The sequence below is a fragment of the Actinomycetospora cinnamomea genome (genome assembly GCF_003096675.1).
Lineage (GTDB): Bacteria > Actinomycetota > Actinomycetes > Mycobacteriales > Pseudonocardiaceae > Actinomycetospora > Actinomycetospora cinnamomea.
Genome location: NZ_QEKW01000009.1, coordinates 170,812 through 185,426, shown reverse-complemented (window position 1 = coordinate 185,426; position 14,615 = coordinate 170,812). Strand labels below are relative to the sequence as shown.

Annotated in this window: 15 protein-coding genes; 5 read left to right on the top strand and 10 right to left on the bottom strand. The window is 76.9% G+C overall.

What is annotated here, in order from left to right; genetic code table 11:
- Positions 1-12: 12 nt before the first annotated feature.
- From C8D89_RS18025 to rfaE2, 3 genes are all read right to left on the bottom strand, one after another.
- Complete coding sequence (locus C8D89_RS18025) at positions 13-984, bottom strand: type IV toxin-antitoxin system AbiEi family antitoxin domain-containing protein (RefSeq protein WP_207787289.1); 972 nt, start codon at positions 982-984, stop codon at positions 13-15.
- 62 nt (positions 985-1,046) lie between these two features.
- Positions 1,047-1,889 (bottom strand): glycosyltransferase family 2 protein, encoded by an 843-nt coding sequence (locus tag C8D89_RS18020; protein ID WP_243418206.1) that lies wholly within the window; start codon positions 1,887-1,889, stop codon positions 1,047-1,049.
- The gene (gene rfaE2, locus C8D89_RS18015; RefSeq protein ID WP_116709499.1) at positions 1,886-3,463 is read right to left on the bottom strand and encodes a D-glycero-beta-D-manno-heptose 1-phosphate adenylyltransferase; all 1,578 of its coding nucleotides are present in this window, start codon (positions 3,461-3,463) and stop codon (positions 1,886-1,888) included. Before rfaE2 ends, C8D89_RS18020 begins: the two co-directional genes overlap by 4 nt.
- A 143-nt stretch (positions 3,464-3,606) precedes the next feature.
- Between rfaE2 and C8D89_RS18010 the strand changes: the two genes are divergently transcribed.
- The gene (locus tag C8D89_RS18010) at positions 3,607-3,996 is read left to right on the top strand and encodes an STAS domain-containing protein (protein ID WP_133251956.1); all 390 of its coding nucleotides are present in this window, start codon (positions 3,607-3,609) and stop codon (positions 3,994-3,996) included.
- 26 nt (positions 3,997-4,022) lie between these two features.
- Here C8D89_RS18010 and C8D89_RS18005 read toward each other — a convergent pair whose 3' ends face one another.
- From C8D89_RS18005 to C8D89_RS17975, 7 genes are all read right to left on the bottom strand, one after another.
- The gene (locus tag C8D89_RS18005; RefSeq protein WP_116709497.1) at positions 4,023-4,778 is read right to left on the bottom strand and encodes an SDR family oxidoreductase; all 756 of its coding nucleotides are present in this window, start codon (positions 4,776-4,778) and stop codon (positions 4,023-4,025) included.
- Complete coding sequence (locus C8D89_RS18000) at positions 4,775-6,238, bottom strand: PfkB family carbohydrate kinase (protein ID WP_116709496.1); 1,464 nt, start codon at positions 6,236-6,238, stop codon at positions 4,775-4,777. The genes C8D89_RS18005 and C8D89_RS18000 overlap by 4 nt, the downstream gene beginning before the upstream one ends.
- Positions 6,235-6,855: a D-sedoheptulose-7-phosphate isomerase gene (locus tag C8D89_RS17995; RefSeq protein ID WP_116709495.1), complete on the bottom strand. Its 621-nt coding sequence runs from the start codon at positions 6,853-6,855 to the stop codon at positions 6,235-6,237. Before C8D89_RS17995 ends, C8D89_RS18000 begins: the two co-directional genes overlap by 4 nt.
- A complete protein-coding gene (locus C8D89_RS17990; protein ID WP_116709494.1) occupies positions 6,852-8,093 on the bottom strand; it encodes a glycosyltransferase in 1,242 nt (413 codons plus the stop codon). Before C8D89_RS17990 ends, C8D89_RS17995 begins: the two co-directional genes overlap by 4 nt.
- A 104-nt stretch (positions 8,094-8,197) precedes the next feature.
- Entirely contained in the window at positions 8,198-9,241 is a 1,044-nt protein-coding gene (locus C8D89_RS17985) for a glycosyltransferase (RefSeq protein ID WP_243418216.1), read from the bottom strand.
- A gap of 123 nt (positions 9,242-9,364) precedes the next feature.
- On the bottom strand, positions 9,365-10,489 hold the full coding sequence (locus C8D89_RS17980; protein WP_207787288.1) for a glycosyltransferase family 9 protein: 1,125 nt from the start codon (positions 10,487-10,489) through the stop codon (positions 9,365-9,367).
- A complete protein-coding gene (locus C8D89_RS17975) occupies positions 10,486-11,031 on the bottom strand; it encodes an HAD-IIIA family hydrolase (RefSeq protein WP_243418205.1) in 546 nt (181 codons plus the stop codon). The genes C8D89_RS17980 and C8D89_RS17975 overlap by 4 nt, the downstream gene beginning before the upstream one ends.
- 215 nt (positions 11,032-11,246) lie before the next feature.
- Between C8D89_RS17975 and C8D89_RS17970 the strand changes: the two genes are divergently transcribed.
- From C8D89_RS17970 to C8D89_RS17955, 4 genes are all read left to right on the top strand, one after another.
- On the top strand, positions 11,247-11,720 hold the full coding sequence (locus tag C8D89_RS17970) for an ATP-binding protein (protein ID WP_243418204.1): 474 nt from the start codon (positions 11,247-11,249) through the stop codon (positions 11,718-11,720).
- Positions 11,721-11,968: 248 nt separating this feature from the next.
- The gene (locus C8D89_RS17965; protein ID WP_116709541.1) at positions 11,969-12,706 is read left to right on the top strand and encodes an RNA polymerase sigma factor SigF; all 738 of its coding nucleotides are present in this window, start codon (positions 11,969-11,971) and stop codon (positions 12,704-12,706) included.
- Positions 12,707-12,766: 60 nt separating this feature from the next.
- The gene (locus tag C8D89_RS17960) at positions 12,767-13,753 is read left to right on the top strand and encodes a glycosyltransferase family 9 protein (protein ID WP_116709490.1); all 987 of its coding nucleotides are present in this window, start codon (positions 12,767-12,769) and stop codon (positions 13,751-13,753) included.
- A gap of 21 nt (positions 13,754-13,774) precedes the next feature.
- The gene (locus tag C8D89_RS17955) at positions 13,775-14,599 is read left to right on the top strand and encodes a DUF2127 domain-containing protein (RefSeq protein WP_116709489.1); all 825 of its coding nucleotides are present in this window, start codon (positions 13,775-13,777) and stop codon (positions 14,597-14,599) included.
- Positions 14,600-14,615: the final 16 nt, after the last annotated feature.

Genomic DNA, 14,615 nt, shown 5'->3' with positions numbered 1-14,615 from the left:
TAGCTCAGAAGATCACGCACGACAGCCGGCGCAAGGGACCAACGTCCCCTCCCAGCCACAGAGGCGCAGGACGGCCTCGAGCTCGCGGGCCGTCCGGCACGGCGCCTGCGTCACCTCGTCCCAGCCGTACGCGAGCGAGATGGCGCGGGCCAGGACCGCGGCGAGCCCACGGCGACGGTCGAGCAGGGCCGACTCCCTGTCGCGGTGGTATCGATGGCCATCGAGACGGACGATCACCCGACCAGCTGGGCAGTCGTACGCGATGTCCTCGTAGCGCCGCACCCCGTCGACGAGCACCGGAGACTGCCGCCGGCCGACGGGCAACCCGTGGGCGACCTCGACGTCGAAGGCGTAGCGGCGCTCGAGAGCGGAGAGGACGCCGTCACGCAGCATCGCCACGGTGTGAGCGATCGCGCGGCGGTACCGCGGCGGCCGCCGCAGCTCCGACGCCCGCTCCAGAGCGGCGGCCGGGACACCGGCATCGAGCGCGAGCTGGTGAGTACGTCGCATCGCCTCGGCCGCGTCCGGCGCCCCGACGGCCAGGTCGAGCACGGTGTGGGCACGACTGGTCCGTGGCGGCACGGCACCCGGTGCCGCGATGTGGACGAACGCCCGCGACCGGTGGACCCGCAGCCCGTCCGACCGGAACGCCGACGTGCCGTAGGGGACGGTGACGTGGATCGGACGGGCCGCGTCCGGGGCCACGAAGCCGTGGAGCTCGCCCGCCGTCTCGTGGCTGAGGAGCGCGACCCCTCGGCAGGCGAGGAGTGCCGCGATGCGAAGCGCATCCGGGCTCGGTGGCCCGGAGAACAGCGCGTAGACGCCCTCGTGCAACCGCTGCCACCGGCCGGCGTCCACCTGGGCGGCGATGCCGCCGTCGGTGAAGCCCCTGGCCAGGAGCTGGGCGCGGGTGACGACCTCGTGCTGGTCCTCCCGCAACCGTCGCCACTCGTCGAACTCGTCCATGCCCTGTTCGACGTGCATGGTGGACCGTGGGATCCACCGGAGGCCTACGTGCGTGATCTTCTGAGCTATAGCTCAGAAGATCACGCACGTAGGGCGTCGACGGCTGAGACGCCGCGGTCCGGGAGGGCGGTGGGCGATTCCTGGTGGTAGGCGCCCGGCGGGAGGATGCCGGCGGCACCGCGGCGCGCCATCACCCGCTGCTGCGAGTACACGTCCTCGCCGTGCGCGTCGGAGGGCACGTCGCGCCAGAAGTCGAAGCCGCCGGCCTCGAGCAGCGCCTCGCGATCGAACAGCACGCATCCCGCGACCCACGCCACCTTGTACGGCACGTACTCCTCGGGCGGCGGGACCGGGCGCGACGGCCCGTCGACGCCGAGCGACTCGGCCAGGTGCAGCGCGTTGGCGGCGTTGTGCAGCCGCCAGCGCTCCCACCCCGGCCCGTCCTTGACTAGCGTCTCGGGCTCCACCCCGCCCCGCCACACCTCGAACGACGTGACCTCGTGCGGGCGGCGGTCCTCGGCGTGCCCGAGCCCCTGCATCGCCGCGCCGACCATCCCGCACCGCAGCTCCCGCAGCGCCCCGTGCAGCCGCGCCAGCACGCCCGGCTCGAGCCAGACGTCGTCGTCGAGGTAGAGCACCGCCGGCGCCGAGGCGCACGACAGCAGGAACGCGCGCTGCTCGGCCATCCCCCGCGGCGGCAGGTGGCGGTGCAGCGCGACCTCCACCCCGCGCCGGCGCAGCCAGCGGATCAGCGTCCACGCCGGCGGGGTGTCCCACGAGGGGTCGCCGTCGGACTGGTCGGAGATCGTCACCCGGTACGGCACCCCGGTCTGCGCCGCCAGCCCGGCGAGGGTCGTCGCCAGCTCGACGGGCCGCCCGCGGGTCGGGACGAGGACGTCCACCAGCACGTCGGGAGCGGTCACGACGCCGCCCCGCCCCGGATCCGGTCCACCAGCGACGTGGTCGAGCGGTCGGGCAGGTAGTCCAGGATCACCACGCGCCCGCCGTAGGACGCCACCGTCGCCGACTCGCGCAGCATCTCCGGGGTGTAGTCCCCGCCCTTGGCGTAGACGTCGGGGCGCAGCAGCTCGAGCAGCTCGGCCGGGGTGTCGGCGTCGAACGCGGTGACGTGGTCGACGCAGCTCAGCGCGCCGATCACCGCCGCCCGGTCGGCGAGCGGGTTCAGCGGCCGCTCGGGGCCCTTGAGCCGCGCCACCGAGTCGTCGGAGTTCAGCGCCACGACGAGCACGTCGCCGAGGCGCTTGGCCTGGTTGAGCGACGCGACGTGCCCGCGGTGCACGACGTCGAAGCAGCCGTTGGTGAACACCACGCGCCGCCCCGCCACGCGGTGCTCATCGACGATGGCGGCCAGCGACGTCGCGTCGAGCAGCGGGCCCTCGGCCGCGGCCACGCGCTCGGCGAGCTCGCCGGTGCCGCACACCGAGGTCCCGGGCCGGCCCACGACGACGTCGGCGGCGGCCTGGGCGAGCTCCACCGCCGTCGCCGCCGGCGTGCCCGCGGCGAGCGCGAGCACCAGCGCGGCGGTGAACGTGTCCCCCGCCCCGCACGTGCGGCTCTCCGGCGCGGGGCGGGCGAAGGTGCGGTGCGCGGGCGCCCGCTCGTCGCCGGTGGGGTCGGGCAGCAGCAGCGCGCCGTCGCGGTCGAGGGTGACGACGACGGCCGCGGCGCCGGAACGCTCGCGCAGGTCCGGGCCCGCGGCCTCGGCGGCGGCGACCCGGTCGGGCCCGCCGAGCTCGCGGCCCAGCAGCAGCGCCGCCTCCCCCGCGTTGGGGGTGACGAGGTCGGGGCGGGCGGACGCCCAGCGGGCGGGGTCGTGGGCGTCGACGACGAGCCGGCAGCTCCGGTGCCCGGGCGGGCCGACGACCTCGGCGACAGCCGCGACGACCTCCTCGTCGAGCAGGCCCCCGTCGTAGTCGCACACCACCACGGCGTCCGCGCCGTCGACCGCCGCGCGCAGCGCGTCGCGCACCGCCGCGCGCGTGCCCGCCCCGGGCGCCGCACGCGGCGTGGTGTCGAACCGGGCGACCAGGGCGTCGTCGGCGAGCACGCGGCGCTTGGCCGCGGTCGGGCGGGCCGGGTCGGTGACCACGCCGTCGAGACCCACGCCGTACCCGGCGAGCAGCTCGCGCACCGTGGCGGCGTCGGCGTCGTCGCCGAGCACCGAGACCAGCTCGGTGCGCGCGCCGAGGGCGGCGAGGTTGGCTGCGGTGTTGGCGGCGGCGCCGGGCGAGCCGGTGGTGTGGTCGACCTCGACGACCGGCACCGGCGCCTCCCGCGACAGGCGCCGCGACGGGCCGGTCAGCCATTGGTCGAGGACGGCGTCGCCGAGCACGACGACGCGCGGGGCGGCCTGCGCGAGCCGCGCGGGCAGGTCCGCGGCCAGCGGCGCCGACGCGAGCGGCGGCACGGCCGGGTGCGCGCGCAGCGCGGGGTCCGTGCGCACGCGGCTGCGGCGGGGCACGTCGGGGGCTGCCATCAGCGATCCGTCCTTCCGGGGGAACACGCACAGGTCCGGTCGGCGGCGGGCGTTCCCGCCGGGCGGCGCGGGGCGGATGGTCTCGGTACTGTCACCGTTCGTTCCGTCACCGACGGGGTGACCGGCCCGTCCCGGGAGTGCCGATGGCCAGCGACCAGTCCCAGCCCGACACCGCCACCGTGGGCGACGACACGCTGGACGTCTCCGCCCGCCGCGTGACGCCCTCGGTGGCCGTGCTGCGGCCGGTGGGCGACGTCGACACCGCGACGGCGGGCCCGCTGCGCGCGGCGATCGGCGAGCAGGTCGCGGCCGGCGCGGTGCACGTCGTGCTGGACCTGTCGGCCGTGGACTTCATGGGTTCGGCGGGCCTGGCCCTGCTCATCGCCGAGCGCGAGGCGGCCATCGCCCGCGACGGCGAGCTGCGTCTGGCCGGGGTGCCGCGCACCGCAGGGCGGGCGCTGAGCCTCACCGGCCTCACCGAGCTGTTCGACACCTACCCCGACGCCGAGGCCGCGGCCGCCGACCTGCGCTGAGGGCACCGGGCCCGGCACCCGCGGGCTCACGGGTACGAGCCCTCCTCCGACGACGTCACCACGAGCTCGCGCACCTCGCTGCCGGGCGGGCGGGTGAGCGCGTAGAGCACGGCGTCGGCGGTCTGCGCCGGGTCGTTGAGCTTGGCGTCCGCGCCCGGCTTGTACTGGTCGGGGCGGTCGTCGAAGAAGTGGGTCCACATGCCGCCGGGGATGAGCAGCGTGACGCCCACCGAGCCGGCGGTCTCCGCGGCGAGCGCGCGGGTGAAGCCGACGACGCCGAACTTCGAGGCGCAGTAGGCCGTCGCGTCCGACACCGCCTTGACCCCCAGCGTCGAGGAGACGGTGACGACCCGGCCGCGCCGCGACTCGAGCTCGGGCAGCGCGGCGCGCACGACGGCGGCGGTGCCGAGCAGGTTGACCGCGACGACGCGCTCCCACTCGGCGGCGTCCACGTCGACGAGGCGCCCGCAGCGGTCGATGCCCGCGGCGGTGACGACGGCGTCGAGCCCGCCGAGCTGCGCGGAGGCCTGCGCGACGGCGGCCTCGGCGGCGCGGGTGTCGGCGAGGTCGACCTCGACGAAGGCGTGCCCGGCGTCGGGGGCCTTGAGGTCGAGGACGACGGGCGTGCCGCCGGCGGCGACGACGGCCTCGGCGACGGCGGCGCCGAGGCCCGACGAGCCGCCGGTGACGAGCACCCGTCCGGGGCCGTCCCGGCGGTCGCCCGCAGCCGTGGTGGCGGCGGGGTCGGCGGCGGGCACCGGCGATGCGGCGGCGCTGGTCATGGGGTACCTCCGGTCAGGCTGGGGTCGGTTCGGGGTTTCGTGCCGGGCTCGAGGCGGGCGAGCAGCCGGGTCGACGAGCGCCCGGCGTGGTACGGCACGGCGACGACCTCACCGCCCCAGCCGCGCACCAGCGGGGTCTCGAGCAGCTCGTCGGTGGCGTAGTCCCCGCCCTTGACCCAGACGTCGGGCCGCAGGCGGTCGAGCACCGTGCGCGGGTCGTCCTCGTCGAAGACCTCGACGGCGTCGACGGCGGCGAGTGCGGAGATCATCTCGACGCGGTCGGCCTCGGCGACGACGGGCCGGTCGGGGCCCTTGAGGCGGCGCACCGAGGCGTCGGAGTTCAGGCAGACGACGAGCACCCCGTCGTCCCCGGCCAGGCGGCGGGCCGCCTCCAGGGTGCGGGCGTGCCCGGCGTGCAGGAGGTCGAAACACCCGCCGGTGGCCACGACGGTGCCGCCGCGGGCCCGCGCGGCGGTGATGACGTCGTCGGCGGTGATGGCGCCGTTCGGGGAGGAGGGGCCGGGCGCCGGCTCCGGCGGCGCGTCGTCGGCCAGGGCCGCGGCACCGCCGGCGGCGACGAACGACGCGGCGGCGGCCACGGCGGCGCGCACGGCGTCGTCGACCGCGGAACCATCGGCGAGCGCGACCGCGACGGTGGCGGCGAACCGGTCGCCGGCCCCGCACGGGTCGCCGCCGCGGGCGGGCCGGGCGGGCGTCACCGAGGTGCCGGACGCCGAGCGCAGGACCGCGCCGTCGCGGCCGGCGGTGACGGCGACGGTGTCGACGCGCCAGTGCGCGCGCAGCGCGTCGCCGAGCGCGGCGGGTTCGTGCGGGAACCTACGTGCGTGATCTTCTGAGCTATAGCTCAGAAGATCACGCACGTAGCCGCGGGCCTCCGACAGGTTCGGGGTGACGACGGTGGCGCCGGGGACGGGCGGGGAGCCGTTCGGGTGGGGGTCCCACACGAGCGGGACGCGGGCCGCAGCGGCCTCCAGCGCCTCGCGGACGACAGGGTCGGCGGTCAGTCCGCGCCCGTAGTCGCTGACCAGCACCACGCCGGCGCCGGCGATCGCGTCGAGGACGTCGGAAGAGGGCGACACGGCGACGGGCTCCAGCCCGCCCTCGTCCACGCGCAGCAGCACGCGGTCGTCGGCGAGCATCCGGGTCTTGGTCGGCGTGGTCCCGCCCGCGGTCACCGCGACGACGTCGACGCCCTCGAGCAGCCCGCGCACGTCGTCGGCGTCCTGGCCGAGCACGGTGACCAGCCGCACGGGCCGGCGGGTGCTGCGCGCGGCCAGCAGGGCGGTCAGGCCCGCGCCGCCGGGGCGGGCGCGGCGGCGGTCGGCCGCGAGCACGGGGGCCGGCGCGTCGGGGCACAGGCGCTCCACGGCGCCGTGCACGTCGACGTCACGCAGGCAGTCGCCGACCACGACGATCGACTCGCGGGTGCGGGGGCTCACGGGACGAGCTCCTCGGCCTTCGACGCCGGGGCGCTCGGCGCGATCACCGACCGTCCCAGCGTGCGGTCGACCATCTCGCACAGCAGGTGCACGGTCACCAGGTGCGCCTCCTGCACCGACGGCGTCGCGCCCGGCAGGCAGAGGGCCTCGTGGCTCGCGGCGGCGAGCGGGTTGGGGCCGGGGCCGGTCAGCGCCCACACCGTGAGCCCGAGCGAGCGCCCGGCCTCGGCGGCGGCGACCAGGTTGGGGCTGCGCCCGCTGGTCGAGAGCAGGACCAGCACGTCACCGGGTCGGCCGTGGGCGCGGACCTGGCGGGCGAAGACCTCCTCGTAGCCGTAGTCGTTGCCCAGCGCGGTGACGGTGGAGGTGTCGGCGTGCAGCGCGATGGCCGAGAGCGGCTCGCGCTCGCCGCGGTAGCGCCCGACGAGCTCGGCGGTGAGGTGCTGGGCCTCCGCCGCGCTGCCCCCGTTGCCGGCGGCGAGCAGCCGCCCGCCGCGGCGCAGGCGCGTGGCGAGGTCCGCGCCCCAGCGCTCGAGGCGCCGGGACTCCCCCGCCAGCCCGTCGAGCGTGGCGCGCAGCCCGCCGAGGTGGTCACCCACGACGTCGTCGAGGCTCATGCCGGGCTCCCCGTCGTCAGGACGCCGACCCGCGGCGCCACCGCGGACGCCGCCACCGCGGCGTAGACCCGCTCGTGGGCGGCGGCGACGCGGTCCCAGCCGTACTCGGCGACCGCGCGGCGGCGTCCGGCGCGGCCCTGGGCGCGGGCCCGGGCCGGGTCGGCGCGCAGGGCCTCGAGCGCGGCGGCCACCGCCGCCGGGTCGCCCGCGGGCACGTGGTGGCCGGTCACGCCGTCGACGACCGTGTCGGCGAGCCCGCCGACCGCGGCCGCGACGACGGGCCGCGCGCACCCCATGGCCTCGAGCGGCACGAGGCCGAACGGTTCGTAGGTCGGCACACACGCCACGACGTCGGCGGAGCGGTACAGCGCGGGCAGCGCGTCCTGGCCGACCGCGCCGACGAACACCACGCGGTCGGCGACGCCCTCGGCCCGCGCCCGGTCGCGCAGGCGTGCCACCTCGGGGTCGTCGTCGAGGCCGGCGGCGGGCGGCCCGCCCGCGACGACCAGCTCGACGTCGTCGGGCAGCCGGCCGAGCGCACCGATGACGGTGTCGACACCCTTGCGCGGCACCAGACGGCTGACGGTCAGCACGCGGAAGCGCTCGCCCCGCGAGGCCGACTCGCCCCCGGGCGTGAAGTGCCCCACGTCGACCCCGCACGGCACGACGGTGGCCTGACCGGCGGGGACGCCGAGGGCGAGGAGCTCGTCGACCTCCTCGCGGCAGGTGGCGAGCACCCGGTCGACCGAGGCGCCGAGGTCGCTCTCGACCGCGACCCGCCGCGGCGGGCTCGTGTCCTCCGCGCCCTGGTGGCGACGCTTGACCGACCCGAGCGCGTGGAACGTCTGCACGATCGGCACCCCGAGCGCGCGGGCCGCGGGCAACGCCGCCATGCCCGACATCCAGAAGTGGGCGTGCACGACGTCGGGCAGGTCGCAGCGCCAGCGGGCGGCGAGCTCGTCGGAGAAGACGTCCATGTGGTCGACGAGGTCGTCCTTGGGCAGCTCGCGGGCCGGACCGGCGTCGACGTGGTCGACCACGACGCCGGCAGCGAGCGGGACCCGGCGCGGCGTGGTGGGATCGGTCCGGCGGGTATGGACGACGACCTCGTGGCCCGCGTCGGTCAGGGCCAGCGCCAGCGCGCGCACGGCGACGTTCTGGCCGCCGGCGTCGACCCCGCCGAGCCCGCTCGACGCGGCCAGCGGGCTGGCGTGCTCGGACACCATGGCGATCCGCATGCGCACTCCTCCCTCGGTCCCGCGAAGGGACCGGGTGTTCGTTCGGGGACGGCGACTGGCGCGCCGGGACGACGAGGGATCGCGGGACCGTCCCGCGACCCGCCTCAGAGGGCGGGCTCGAGCCGGCCCGGGGGCCGGTCGGTGCCGGCGACGTCGTCCTCGACGTCGCGCCGTCCCCGTGCGGGCGCCCCCTGGACCACCTCGTCCAGCAGGCGGTCCCACTCGACCAGGAAGCGGTCCACCCCGTGCCGGGCCAGGGCGGAGGCCCGGGCCGCGGCGCCGGCGGCGCGCGCCAGCTCGGGGTCGTCACGGTAGGCCCGCAGACCCTCCCGCAGGACCTCCAGGTCGGTGGCGACGACGCCGGCCTCGGCCGGGACGTCGACCGCGGCCTCGGTGGTGGCCAGCGCCACCACCGGCATCCCCAGCATCATCGCCTCGATCAGCGACAGGCCCAGCGACGTCCACCGCACGGGGTGCAGATAGACGCGGTGGCGGGCCATCTCGGTGTGCAGACGGTCCTGCGGCAGGTCGCCGCCGATGGCGACGTCCGGATGGGTCACGGCCTCGCGGAGGCGTTCGCTGCCGATCCCGTAGACGTCGAGACCGACGGTGTCCGCGAACCCCGCAAGGAGGTCCGTGCCGGTGACCCGGCCGCGGCGGACCGGTTCGTTGACGACGACCGCGGCCCGGTCCAGCTCGCCGGTGTAGCGGTCGCCCGGGTCGAGCACGCCGTGCTCGACGACGCGCACCGGGGCCCGGCCCGTGTCCCACATGAGCGCGTTGAAGTGGGTCACGTGCACCACCGGGATGTCGTCCCGGTCGGCGAGCGGGTGGCGCGTCGTCGGCACGTCACCCTTGGGGGTGTTGTGCTCGACGAACAGCGCGGGCAGGTCCCGCCCGGGCCGCCGTCCCGTCCAGCGCTCCGTGAGCTCGATCTCCTCGGGGCGCTGCAGCACCACGACGTCGATCTCGTCGGCACGCTCCCGCATCTGGGCGGGCGTGGCCTCCTGCGCCTGCGCGGGCCAGTCCCACGCGGCCGGTCGACCACCGCCCCACGGTCCGCCCTCGGGCAGCACCGGCAGCAGGCACGTGTGGCGGCCCTGGACGAAGGCCGTGCTCCACGAGCCGTGGACGTGCCAGTGCAGCACGGTGCGCGCCGGGCCCCGGTCTGGTCCAGGGGCCGGCGTCCGGGCGGGCGCGGGGGTCGGGTACAAGGTCACCGGCGAGGTATTGGTTACGCGTCGAACCCATAAACTCCGCCCGGCGAACTACTACTCTCCGTATAGCAATGCGGCGACCGCGTCGACGATATGTGCACCCCGGACCGAGTCCAGACACGGATGACCAGGCACGGGACACGTCCGGGCGCGGGTGCCGCGGCAGGGAGCGTCCTGGTCGCCGAGCAGAATCCGTCGCACTCCGTAAGGGGCCCACCGCTCCGGCGGCACCACGGGGGCGAAGAGGGAGACGACCGGCACACCCACCGCGGCGGCCAGGTGGGCGGGGCCCGTGTTGCCCACCACGACGGCCTGCGCGCCGGCCAGGACCGCGGCCAGCGACGCGAACGAGGTGCGCCCGCCGAGATCGACACCGCGCCCGCCCGGGACGGCCGCGGCGACCTGCGCGGTGAGCGCCCGCTCCCCGGGCGCGCCGGTGACGACCACCCGGTGCCCGGCGGCGGCGAGCGCGGCGGCACCCTCGGCCGCGCGGTGCGGCGACCACGCCCGCGCCGGCACCGAGGCCCCCGGGTGCAGCACGACGTAGCCGCCCTCGCCACCGCCGTCGCCACCGCCGTCGCCACCGCCGTCGCCACCGCCGTCGCCGCCCCCGGCGGCCAGCAGCGCGGCCGCCGCCCGGCGCGCGTCGTCGTCGATGGCCACCGCCAGGCGGCCGTCGTCGCCCGCGGGCAGCACGTACCCGGCCCGGGCGGCCACCGCGAGCGCCCGCTCGGGCTCGGGCAGGTCGTCGGGCAGGTCGACGGTCGGGTCGACCGCGGGGTCGCCGGGACGCAGCCGGGCGTCCAGCAGGCTCCCGGCGTAGTCCACCGACGCCGCGGTGATGCGCGGGACACCGGCCAGGCGCAGGACGAGCGCGGTGGGCAGCGGCGACTGGTGGAACGAGGTGAGCACCACCGCCTCGTCGGCGTGCAGGGCCGCGAGCGCCTCGACCACCGCCTCCGTGTCCCCCCGCGTCACCGGCGGGGGGTCGCCGTCCACCCACGGGCAGCGCCACACCGTCACCGCGTCCACCCCGGGCAGCAGGCCCGCGGCCTGGCGACCCTTCGGCCCGACGACGGCGACGACCTCGTCGGCGCCCGCCGCCACCGCCCGGACCGCCGGGCCGGCGAGGAGCACGTCGCCGTCGCTGTCGAGGCGCACCACCAGCACGCGTGTCACGGCCGGAACCCCAGCAGCGCCACCGCGCCCAGCAGGTCCCCGGCGAGGATGCCGCGCTCCGCGGCCGCCGCCACCTCCTCGCGGCGGGTCGCCGGGGTGGGCACGAGCACCGCGCGGGCGCCCGCCGCGTCGGCGGCCCCGACGTCGGCGGCGATGTCACCGATCACGGCGACCTTTGACGGCGCGAGGCCCAGCGCCGCCGCGGCGTCGAGCACCATGCCGGGCGCGGGCTTGCGGCACGCGCACCCGTCCCCGGCGCCGTGCGGGCACCAGCGCCACACCGCGAAGGGCCCGAGCAGCTCGGCGATGCGGGCGTTGACCGCCTCGACCTGGCCCGGCGCCAGCAGCCCGCGCGCGACCCCGGACTGGTTGCTGACGACGCCGACCGGCACGCCCGCCGCCCGAATCCGAGCGAGCGCCTCCGCGGCGGCCGGCACGGGCTCCACCGCGGCCGGGTCGCCGTTGTAGGGGACGTCGACGACGAGGGTGCCGTCGCGGTCGAAGAGCACGGCGCGGGGTGGGGTGCTCACGGCCTCGGGCACGGACGGGAGCACACCACGAGCCGCGCGGGCGGGCGAGACGGGACACGCTGAGGGCCGGGTGGCGCTCCGGTTTGTGGTCGGGGGCCCCGGGTACACGCCGGGAGACCGGAGCCTCGCCGGTCTGTCCGCGGTTCCGCGGACGTGACCGATCGGGAGGAACCACGTTGATCCGCCCCCAGCCGCCCGATGACCGGGGACCGGGTGCGCCGCGTGACGTGGAAGTGCGCGTGCTGGCCGTCCCGGAAGCGCTGGTCACCGTGCGGACCGTCGCCGGTGACCTCGCGTTGCGCGCGGAGTTCCCCCTCGACGCGGTGGACGACCTGCGTCTCGCCGTGGACGAGGCCTGCACGTGCCTGGCCGAGCTGGCCCGTCCGGGGACGAAGCTGACGTGCACGTTCGTGGTCGACGACGAGCGCCTCTCCATGACCGCCTCGGTGTCGACGACCGGACCGACCGGGCTGCCGACCGACACGTTCGCGTGGCGCGTGCTGACGGTGCTGGCCGACGACGTGCGCGTGCTCTCCGAGGCCCCGACGGCGCCGGGTGAGGCGCACCGGCTCGCGCTGCGCATGACCGTCCGCCGCCCGGACACCACCCGACCGGACGGGATCGCCCCCTCCCGTCGGCCCGCTCCCGATGCCGCCGCCGTCGCGTCGATGCACGATCGTCCCGGGACCTCGGGGCCGTGACGCCCCCGCCCCACGCCGCGGCGGACACCGGTCCGTCCCCCGCAGCGTCCGACCCGCAGGGCCCGCCCACCCCCGACACCACGGACGTGAGCTCCATCGACACCATGACCGAGACCGCTGCGACGGACGCCACCTCGGACGGGACCCAGGACGGGCGTCAGGACGGCGACCAGGACGGTCGGCAGGACCGGTCCTCCGACCGCGACGACGGTCGGCGCAGCTCGTCCCGGGGCGAGTACGACCACCTCATGCCGAAGCTCGCGGAGCACGCCGCGCACGAGGTCGGCAGCCCGGAGCGGCAGCGCCTGCGCGACGAGCTCGTTCGTGGGCACCTGCCGGTGGCCCAGCACATCGCGCGGCGGTTCTCGCGACGCGGGGAGCCGGAGGAGGACCTCGAGCAGGTCGCCACCCTCGGTCTGATCAACGCCGTCGACCGGTACGACCCGGCCCGCGGCACGGACTTCCTGTCCTACGCCGTGCCGACGATCACGGGCGAGGTCCGGCGGCACTTCCGTGACCAGGCCTGGTCGATGCGCGTGCCGCGCCGGCTCAAGGACCTCAACGTCACGCTGTCCTCGGCGATGTCGCAGATGTCGCAGACGCTCGGGCGCGCGCCGAACGCCGCCGAGCTGGCCGAGCACCTGGGCATCGCGAAGGAGGAGGTGCTCGAGGCGCTCGAGGCGTCGAACGCCTACCGCAGCGGCTCGCTGGACGAGATGCTCGTCGACGACCCCGACTCGGGCACGGTCTCCGACCTGCTGGGCGAGGCCGACGCCGCGCTCGAGCAGGTGGAGTACCAGCAGTCGCTGGCCCCGCTGCTGGAGAAGCTGCCCCAGCGCGAGCGCACGATCATCATGTTGCGCTTCTTCAAGAACATGACGCAGTCGCAGATCGCCGAGCGCGTCGGCATCTCGCAGATGCACGTGTCGCGGCTGCTCGCCAAGACCCTGGCCCAGCTGCGCGACGGCCTCGGCGACGCCCGCTGAGCGTGGCGCTGCGCGCTCGTGCGTGCTTGCGCGTCCCCTGACACGGGCAAGCACGCACACGTGACCACCCCGTCCCCGCACGCCGTCGTCCTGCGCGACCTCGGGCTCGGGGACCTGCTCGTCGCCGTCCCGGCGCTGCGCCTGCTGCGCCGGGCCCTGCCCGGGCACGAGATCGTCCTCGTCGCCCCCGCCGCCCTGGCCCCGCTGGTGGCGCGGATCGAGGCGGTGGATCGGCACGTGCGTGATCTTTCGAGCTATAGCTCAGAAGATCACGCACGTACGGACGTCGCCGTCAACCTCCACGGCCGCGGGCCGGAGAGCCACGCGCGGTTGGACGCGCTGGCCCCGCGTCGGCGGATCGGGCACGCCCTGCCGGACGCAGAAGGGCCGGACGGTGACGGGCCGTCCTGGGCCGGGCCGCCGTGGACCGACGACCCCGCCCGCCCGGAACGGCGACGCTGGTGCGACCTGCTCGCCGCCGCCGGTCTGGTCGACGAGGCCACCGCGCGCGACGCCGCCGACGACCTGCGCCTGCCCGGGCGGCGCGCCGCCCCCGCCGGGCCGGTCGTGGTGCACCCCGGCGCCGCCTACGGCGCGAAGCGCTGGCCGCCCGAGCGCTTCGCGGTCGTCACCGGCGCCCTCGCCCGCCAGGGCCACCCGGTCGTCGTCACCGGCGGGGACGGCGAGCGCCGCCTCACCGCCGAGGTGGTCGTCCGCGCCGGCCTGCCGCCCGACGCCGACCTCGGCGGGCGCACCGACCTCGCCGGGCTGCTCGACCTCGTCGCCGCCGCGAGGCTCGTCCTCGCCGGCGACACCGGCATCAGCCACGTCGCCACCGCCTTGGGCACACCCTCGGTGACGCTGTTCGGGCCCGTGCCGCCGAGCCAGTGGGGTCCCCCGCCCGGCGGCCCGCACGTCGTCCTCGGTGACGCCGCCGCCCGCCGCGGCGAGCGCTTCGCCGACGATCCCGACCCCGCGCTCCTCGCGGTCACCCCCGACGAAGTGCTGGCCGCGCTCGCCCCGTTGATCCCTGCCGTTCCCGCCTGACCCCGCCTAGCATCACCTTCCGTGAAGGTGGGCTACGAGCTGCTGGGCTGTTCGCTGCACGGCCACGCGCTCGTCGGCACCGACGCCGCCACCGTGCGTGCCCAGGACGCCCTGCTGGTGCGCGAGGACGCCGACGGCCTGCGCTGGCACCGGTGCCTGCGCTGCGACGCGTGGCTGCCGCGCGCGGCCCCCGCCCGTCCCGCCCGCGCCACGGTGCCCGACCCCGGGGAGGTCGAGGTCCCCCTGCGCGGACGTCCCCTGCGCGACCGGTACGTGCTGCGCCTCATCGCGCTCGACCGCGCGGTGCACGTCGTCGTGCTCACCCTGTTCGGGACCGCCGTCCTGCTGTTCGCCGCCTACCGCGAGGCGTGGGGCCCGACCGCCGGGCAGATCGTCGGCATCCTGCAGGCGGGCATCCCGGGCCCCGTCGGCCACGGTGGTCCGACGCTGCTGGTCGAGGTCGAGCGGGCGTTCGCCGTCCCGGCCGCGACGCTCTACTGGCTCGCCGTCGCGCTCCTCGCCTACGCCGTGCTCGAATCCGTCGAGGCCGTCGGGCTCTGGTACGCGCGGCGGTGGGCGGAGTACCTGACCTTCGTCGCCACCACCGTGCTGCTGGTGCCCGAGGTCTGGGAGATCACCCACGGACCCACGCCCGTCAAGGTCGTCGCGCTCGTCGTCAACGTCGCCGTCGTCGCCTACCTGCTGGTCGCCAAGCGGCTGTTCGGGCTGCGGGGCGGCGGGCGGGCCGAGGAGGCCGAACGCGCTCACGACACGGGCTGGCCGGCCGTGGAGCGCGCGGGACCGGGGACGCGCGCCGCCCCCGTCACGGCACCTCCGGGGCCGTGACCCCCCGGGGCCGCCC

Bases quoted from the DNA above. Each gene is read 5' to 3' on its own strand.
- C8D89_RS18025 (WP_207787289.1), bottom strand. From the start codon at position 984: ATGCACGTCGAACAGGGCATGGACGAGTTCGACGAGTGGCGACGGTTG.
- rfaE2 (WP_116709499.1), bottom strand. From the start codon at position 3,463: ATGGCAGCCCCCGACGTGCCCCGCCGCAGCCGCGTGCGCACGGACCCC.
- C8D89_RS18010 (WP_133251956.1), top strand. From the start codon at position 3,607: ATGGCCAGCGACCAGTCCCAGCCCGACACCGCCACCGTGGGCGACGAC.
- C8D89_RS18005 (WP_116709497.1), bottom strand. From the start codon at position 4,778: ATGACCAGCGCCGCCGCATCGCCGGTGCCCGCCGCCGACCCCGCCGCC.
- C8D89_RS17995 (WP_116709495.1), bottom strand. From the start codon at position 6,855: ATGAGCCTCGACGACGTCGTGGGTGACCACCTCGGCGGGCTGCGCGCC.
- C8D89_RS17990 (WP_116709494.1), bottom strand. From the start codon at position 8,093: ATGCGGATCGCCATGGTGTCCGAGCACGCCAGCCCGCTGGCCGCGTCG.
- C8D89_RS17965 (WP_116709541.1), top strand. From the start codon at position 11,969: ATGCCGAAGCTCGCGGAGCACGCCGCGCACGAGGTCGGCAGCCCGGAG.